8 protein-coding genes are annotated in these 6299 nt (G+C 68.1%); all 8 read right to left on the bottom strand.

Features of this window, described 5'->3' with window-relative positions; all coding sequences use genetic code 11:
* On the bottom strand, positions 1–551 hold a 551-nt coding region (locus L995_RS24360), incomplete at its 3' end, for a biosynthetic peptidoglycan transglycosylase (RefSeq protein ID WP_197065186.1).
* Positions 552–584: 33 nt separating this feature from the next.
* On the bottom strand, positions 585–1145 hold the full coding sequence (locus L995_RS24355; protein WP_012207099.1) for an HdeD family acid-resistance protein: 561 nt from the start codon (positions 1143–1145) through the stop codon (positions 585–587).
* Positions 1146–1239: 94 nt separating this feature from the next.
* Positions 1240–2109 carry an endonuclease/exonuclease/phosphatase family protein gene (locus tag L995_RS24350; protein WP_047473987.1) on the bottom strand — a complete coding sequence of 290 codons (870 nt, stop codon included), beginning with the start codon at positions 2107–2109 and terminating at the stop codon, positions 1240–1242.
* Positions 2106–2495: a glyoxalase/bleomycin resistance/dioxygenase family protein gene (locus L995_RS24345; RefSeq protein WP_016447842.1), complete on the bottom strand. Its 390-nt coding sequence runs from the start codon at positions 2493–2495 to the stop codon at positions 2106–2108. Before L995_RS24345 ends, L995_RS24350 begins: the two co-directional genes overlap by 4 nt.
* A gap of 48 nt (positions 2496–2543) precedes the next feature.
* Positions 2544–3392: a carbohydrate ABC transporter permease gene (locus tag L995_RS24340; RefSeq protein ID WP_047473986.1), complete on the bottom strand. Its 849-nt coding sequence runs from the start codon at positions 3390–3392 to the stop codon at positions 2544–2546.
* Entirely contained in the window at positions 3389–4285 is an 897-nt protein-coding gene (locus L995_RS24335; protein WP_047473985.1) for a carbohydrate ABC transporter permease, read from the bottom strand. The genes L995_RS24340 and L995_RS24335 overlap by 4 nt, the downstream gene beginning before the upstream one ends.
* A gap of 21 nt (positions 4286–4306) precedes the next feature.
* The gene (locus L995_RS24330; protein ID WP_017404195.1) at positions 4307–5602 is read right to left on the bottom strand and encodes an ABC transporter substrate-binding protein; all 1296 of its coding nucleotides are present in this window, start codon (positions 5600–5602) and stop codon (positions 4307–4309) included.
* A 91-nt stretch (positions 5603–5693) separates the two neighbouring features.
* A partial coding sequence (locus tag L995_RS24325) for an ABC transporter ATP-binding protein (RefSeq protein WP_047473984.1) occupies positions 5694–6299 on the bottom strand: 606 nt, incomplete at its 5' end.

Raw genomic sequence — 6299 nt, 5'->3', positions numbered from 1 at the left:
ATGCCCACGATCTCGCCCCGGAAGGGCACCAGGTTCAGGTAGGCCTCCAGGATCTGGTCCTTGCGCCAGCGCCGGTCCAGCACCTGGGCCGACACGGTCTGGCCCAGTTTCTGCACCACGCTGCGCCCGCCCGGGCCCTGGCGCCAGTCACCGTCGAGCAGCCCCGCCAACTGCATGGTGATGGTGCTGGCGCCGCGCGTGCGCTGGTTCCAGAGGTTGCCCCAGGCGGCGGAGGACACGGCGGCCCAGTCCACGCCGCTGTGCTCATAGAAGCGCTTGTCCTCGCTGAGCACCAGGGCCGTGCGCAGCGCGGGCGAGATGTCGGCCAGGGCCACCCAGTCGCCACGGCGCACGCTGGCGTCGGTGCGCTGGCGCTGCAGCACCTCGCCCTCGCGCGAGAGCAGTTCGGTCTCGGAGGAGCGGTGGCCTTCGCGGACCTCGGAAAAGCTGGGCAGCGCCTGAGCGGCACCGGCCGCCGCGAACAGCAGCGCGGCCGCCAGGGCCGCGCGGGGAAGACGCATGAAGGGAGAAGGTCGCCGGGATTCGATCATGGAGCCGGCATTGTCCGCCTTTGCACCAGCGGCTCAGGAAGAATGGCGTATGCCCTTCTTGAGCTTGAAGGACAGCAGCACCATGAGCACGCCGAAGACCACCGCATACGTGGCCAGCACCCAGAGCATGGCCATCATGCCCGCGCCCGGCTGGGCCAGCACGAAGGCGCCGAACAGCACGGACAGCACGCCGCCCAGGATCAGCAGCCACTCGCCCGTGATCTCCTTGCGCAGTCGCACGGCGGCCACGATCTGCAGCAGGCCCGTGACCAGGGCCCAGGCGCCGATGTACAGCGTCATCACCAGCGCCGTGACGCCGGGCGCGACCACGGTGAGCACGCCCACCACCACGCCGGCCAGGCCCCACAGCAGCAGCACCCACCAATGGCGCATCTGGTCGCGCCCCTGGATGGCCGAATACACGCCCAGCAAACCATCGACAAAGGTGAAGGCGCCGAAGGTCAGCACCAGCGCCGCCAGCGATACCGCCGGCTGGGCCCAGGTCAGCACGCCGAAGGCGATGGCGACCAGGCCGCGCAGCAGCAGCACCCACCAGGTGCGGTGAAGAATCGTGGACAGCGGATTGGGGCTCATGGATGCTCCTTCAAAACAGTCCCCATGACCTTGGAGCAGGCCCGCCACCCTGTCTGTAGGCCGAGGCCGGCTTGGCGGCGGACCCTGACCTGGATCAATCCAGCTGCAGCAGCACGGGCTGGTGGTCCGAGAGCCTTGTGTCGCTGTCAACGGCCCAGCCACGCACATGGCCGCGCAGGCTGTCGCTGACCCAGGCGAAATCGCAGGCGCCGGGCTCGGGGCCCCACTGGCGGTCGAACAACCGGAAGGTGGGCGGCTGGGGCTGGTCCGGGTGCAGCACGCTCCAGCTGTTGTGCCATTGGCCTGCGCTCAGGGCGCCCTGCTCGCCGGCCGCCCAGGGGGCGGACAGGCCGGCGTATTCGTCCTCGTGCGGCTCGAAGTTGAAGTCGCCGCAGAGCACGGCATGCGGCGTGTGCGGCTTGGTCTGCTGGGGCGAGCCGTCGCTGGCGGGCTGGGGCGGCGCCTCGGCCTGGCCCAGGGCCTCGATCTGCAGGAAACGCAGCGCCAGCGCCTGGGCCATGCGCTGGCGGCGCGAGAAATATTCGAGGTGGGTGCTCATCACGCGCACGGGGCCCAGTGCGGCATCCATCACGGTCACTGCCGTGCAGCAGCGCGGCATGCTGCGCACGCCGCCATCGTGCGGATACGGCAGGCGGTGGTGGGCCACCTGCAGAGCAGGCAGGCGCGTGGCCACCAGGTTGCCGAAGCGCTGCCGGCCCACGGCCGTGAATTCGTCCACGGCCGCGCCGAAGAAGACCTTCCAGCCTTCGGGAAGGGCCTGGCGGATCTGCTCCACCTGGTCGCCGGGCGCGCCCTGCAGGCCCGGATAGTGGATGGCGATTTCCTGCAGGCACAGCACGTCGATATCGGCCATGGACAGCGCATGCGCCACGATGCGCTCCGGGTCCATGCGGCCGTCCAGGCCCAGGCACCATTGGGTGTTCCAGGTGAGGATCTGCATCATGCGGACAGCGGCTCGCGCAGCTGGAACAGGTTGCCTTCGGGGTCCATGGCGTTGCACACGCGAAAGCCCGGGCCCAGCCAGGACTGCTCCCACAGCTGGCCGCCATGGGCGATGACCAGGGGGCGCACGGCCGCAAAGCTTTTCACGGTGGCAAAGAACTTGATGGCCACGTTCTCGCGCGGCTGGGGTGGCTCGGTGATGGTGATGTGCCGCGCAATCGCCTCGGGAATGGCGTGCAGCACCAGTTGCAGGTCCGGCGACTGCAGCACCATGAGCTCGCTCGTGTGGTGCAGCATGCGCATGGCCAGCACCTCCATGTAGAACAGCGCCAGCCTGTCGGGCTGCTTGGCGTAGATGAACAGGCCGGCGCTAGCGGGTCCGGACATGGTGAACCTCGGCATTGAAAGCAGGGAAGAGTGACTTTAGCACCGCCGTCACTTGATTCCCGCACGCATGAAGCTCTGCACGAACTGGCGCTGGAACAGCACGAAGGCCACCAGCAGCGGGCCCGAACTCATCAGCGTGGCGGCCGTGATGGTGGCCCACTCCACGCCAGACTCCACGCTGGAGAACACCTGCAGCCCCACGGTAAGCGGCCGTGCCTGCACGCTGTTGGTGATGATCAGCGGCCACAGGAAGTTGTTCCAGTGAAAGCTCACCGACACCAGCGCAAACGCCAGGTACACGGGCCGCGCCAGCGGCACGTAGACGCGCCACAGGATCTGCAGGGTGCTGGCACCCTCCACCCGCGCGGCCTCGTCCAGTTCCCGGGGAATGCCCAGGAAGGTCTGGCGCAGCAAAAAGATCGCAAAGGCCGATGCGAAGTACGGCAGGCCTATGCCCAGCAGCGTATCGACGGCGCCCAGTCGCGACACGGTCTGGTAGTTCGCCACCAGCAGGATGTCCGGCATGATCATCAGCTGCACCAGCACCAGCGCAAAGGCCAGGCCCTGGCCGCGAAAGCGGTAGCGTGCAAAGGCATAGGCCGCCAGCGTGCCCAGCACCAGCTGGGCCGCCAGGATCATGGCCACCAGCACGGCCGTGTTCAGGAAATAGCGCGCAAAGGGCGCGGCCTGCCAGGCACGGCGAAAGTTCTCCAGCGTCCAGGGCGCGGCCAGGTCGAAGCGTGCCGAGTATTCGGGCGGATGGAAGGCCGTCCAGAACGCATAGGCCAGCGGCAATATCCACAGCAGGGCCAGCAGCCAGGCAGCCAGCGTGTCCAGCCAGGTGGCGCCGTACAGCGCGGGCGGCGCATGGCGCGGGGCAATGGGTGCGGCGCTCATTGGTAGTGCACCTTCTTGTCGAGCACGAAGAACTGCAGCAGCGCCACAGCCGCCAGCACCACGACCAGCACCACGGTGATGGCCGCCGCATAGCCCGTGTCCCAGAACTTGAAGCCCACTTCGTACAGGTGGTAGAGCAGCAGCGTGGAGGCGTTGTCCGGCCCGCCGCGCGTGAGGATGAAGAGATGGTCCACCAGGCGGAAGGCATTGATCACCGCGTTGACCAGCACGAACAGCGTGGTCGGCATCAGCAGCGGCCACTGCACGCGGCGCAGGAAGTACCAGCGCGAGGCGCCTTCGATGGCCGCAGCTTCCCTGAGGCTGGGGTTGAGCGTCTGCAGCGCGGCCAGGTAGAAGATCATGAAAAAGCCCGCCTCCTTCCACACCGCCACCACGGTCACGCAGGCCAGCGCCGTGGACGGGTCGCCCAGCCAGTTGTGCGCGGGAAGGCCCACTGCGCCGCGCAGCTGCTCCAGCAGCCCGTACTGCGGCGTGTAGAAGAACAGCCAGATGTTGGCCACGGCAATCATGGGCAGCACCGTGGGCGTGAAATACGCCATGCGCACGAAGGCGCGGCCGGCCAGCCTCTCGTTGACCCACAGCGCCATGGCCAGCGCCAGCGCCATGGACAGCGGAATCGTGGCCGCCGCAAACCACAGGTTGTTGCGCACGGCCTGCCAGAACACCGGGTCGTCCACCATGACGGCGTAGTTCTCCAGCCCCACCCACGGCCCCGGCTGGCCGCCGCGCGGCGTGGCATGCAGGCTGTCGATCAGCGTGGCCACGGCCGGCCAGTGCGTGAACGCCACCAGCAGCACCAGCGCCGGCAGCAGCATCAGCCAGGCATGGACGGCCTGGCGGCCGCGGACAAGGGAGGCGGGGGCGGAGCTCATGCGGTCAGCGGCACTGCGCCATCACTTGTAGCGGCGCAGGATGCGGTCGGCCTCCCTTTGCGCATCCTGCAGGGCCTGGGCCGAGGTCTTGCTGCCGTTGAGGGCGGCCTGCACGGCGTCGTTGAGCACCTTGGTCACGCGCTGGTTCTCATGCGTGGAGAACTCGGCCACCGACACGGGCAGCTGGTCGCGCGCCACCAGGGCCTGCGGGAAGTCCTGGCCGTACTTCTTGAGCGCGGGCGTGTCATAGGCGGCGGGCGAGACGGCCACGTAGCCGCTGTCCATGCTCCACTGCGCGGCCAGCGGGGGCTGGGTGACCCACTTCATGAACTGGAAGGCCGCCTCCTGCTGCTCCCTGGGCGCCTTCTTGAACAGGTAGAAGTTGCCCCCGCCCGTGGGCGAGCCCTTGCGCACATTGCCTGCGATCTGGCCCACGCCGAAGTCGAATTTGGCATTGGCACGGATATTGGTCAGGTTGCCCGTGGTGGTGACGATGATGGCGGCCTTCTTTTCCATGAAGTCCTTGGGCGTCGTGCCCCACTCCACCACGCCGGCCGGGTGCACGCCTTCCTTGACCAGGCCCACCCAGTAGTCCAGCGCCTCCACTACCTTGGGGCTGTCCAGCGTGACCTGGGTGCCGGCCTCGTTGGCCAGCAGCACGTCATTGGGCGTGGTCAGGGTCTGCAGCATCCAGTAGGCAAAGCCGGTGGACGGGATCTGGATGCCGTACTGCACGACCTTGCCGCTGGCGTCCTTCTTCGTCAGCCTGTGGGCGGCTTCCTTGAGTTCCTTCCAGTTCTGCGGCGCCTTGTTCGGGTCCAGGCCGGCTTCCTTGAAGGCTTCCTTGTTGTAGTACATGACCACGGTGGAACGCTGGAAGGGCACGCCCCAGGTCTTGCCGCCCGCCTGGCTGTTGGCCATGAAGGCCGGGTAGAAGCCTTTGAGCCAGGCCCGGTCGGCATCGGTCTTCACGAAGTCGTCGATGGGGGCGATGGCGTCCTCGTCGATCAGCGTGAACATGTCGGTGGACAGCAGCACCGAGGTGGCCGGCGGCTTGCCCGACTTGTGGGCCGTCAGCGCCTTGACGATGGTCTCCTGGTAGGTACCCGCATAGACGGGCGTGATCCGGTACTGCGGATGGGCCTTGTTGAACTCGGCCGCATAGCCGTCGATCACCTTGGTGATGGGGCCGCCCACGGCCACGGGAAAGTAGAACGGCACCTCCAGCGGCGTCTGTGCGCTGGCGGTGTGCAGCAGGCCCGTGGCGGCCAGGGCGGCAGCGGCTGCGAGGGTTTTGAGGAAGGCATGGCGTTGCATGGCGGACTCTCCTGGAAGGTGCTTCGGGTGCGAAAGCCGGAACGGCTGAAACGGTGGAACTGCGGAGGAAGATAGGAGCGGTGCCACGGCCTCAGGCCGTGCAGCGCCGCCCCTGTTCGTCAAAGAAATGCGTGGCCTCGCGCGCCCAGCGCAGGCCCACGAGCTGGCCCGGCTGCAGGCCGCCGAGCTGGCTGCCAGCGGTGCGCACCATCAGTTGTTCGCTGCCCACGCGGCAGCGCAGCACCAGGTCGGCGCCCAGGTATTCGAGGCTCTCGATGTCGGCAGCCACCACGGGGCCGCTGCCGACATCGCCATGGAGCGACAGGCGCATGTCCTCGGGCCTGACGCCCAGCCAGCGCGCCTGGCCCGGCTGCTGCAGGCCGGCGGGCGCGGCGCTGGCATGGCTGCCCGCGATGTGCAGGCCGTCGAGGCGTGCGATGTTCATGGCCGGCGTGCCGATGAAGCGCGCGGCAAAGGTGGTGGCGGGCCGGCGGTAGATCTCCTGGGGCTCGGCGCACTGCTCCACGCGCCCCTGGCTGAGCAACACCACCTGGTCGGCCATGCCCATGGCCTCAGCCTGGTCGTGCGTGACATAGACCACGGTCAGGCCCAGGCGCCGCTGCAGCTCGCGCAGCTCGGTGCGCATTTCCTGGCGCAGCTGGGCGTCGAGGTTGGACAGCGGCTCATCCATCAGGCA

Origin of the sequence: Delftia sp. ZNC0008, assembly GCF_000799035.1 — a bacterium.
GTDB lineage: Bacteria > Pseudomonadota > Gammaproteobacteria > Burkholderiales > Burkholderiaceae_C > Comamonas > Comamonas tsuruhatensis.
This window is presented reverse-complemented; position numbering and strand designations above follow the sequence as displayed.

Coding starts and splice junctions, on each gene's coding strand:
- L995_RS24335 (WP_047473985.1), bottom strand. CDS start 4,285: ATGAGCTCCGCCCCCGCCTCCCTTGTCCGCGGCCGCCAGGCCGTCCAT.
- L995_RS24330 (WP_017404195.1), bottom strand. CDS start 5,602: ATGCAACGCCATGCCTTCCTCAAAACCCTCGCAGCCGCTGCCGCCCTG.
- L995_RS24340 (WP_047473986.1), bottom strand. CDS start 3,392: ATGAGCGCCGCACCCATTGCCCCGCGCCATGCGCCGCCCGCGCTGTAC.
- L995_RS24345 (WP_016447842.1), bottom strand. CDS start 2,495: ATGTCCGGACCCGCTAGCGCCGGCCTGTTCATCTACGCCAAGCAGCCC.
- L995_RS24350 (WP_047473987.1), bottom strand. CDS start 2,109: ATGATGCAGATCCTCACCTGGAACACCCAATGGTGCCTGGGCCTGGAC.
- L995_RS24355 (WP_012207099.1), bottom strand. CDS start 1,145: ATGAGCCCCAATCCGCTGTCCACGATTCTTCACCGCACCTGGTGGGTG.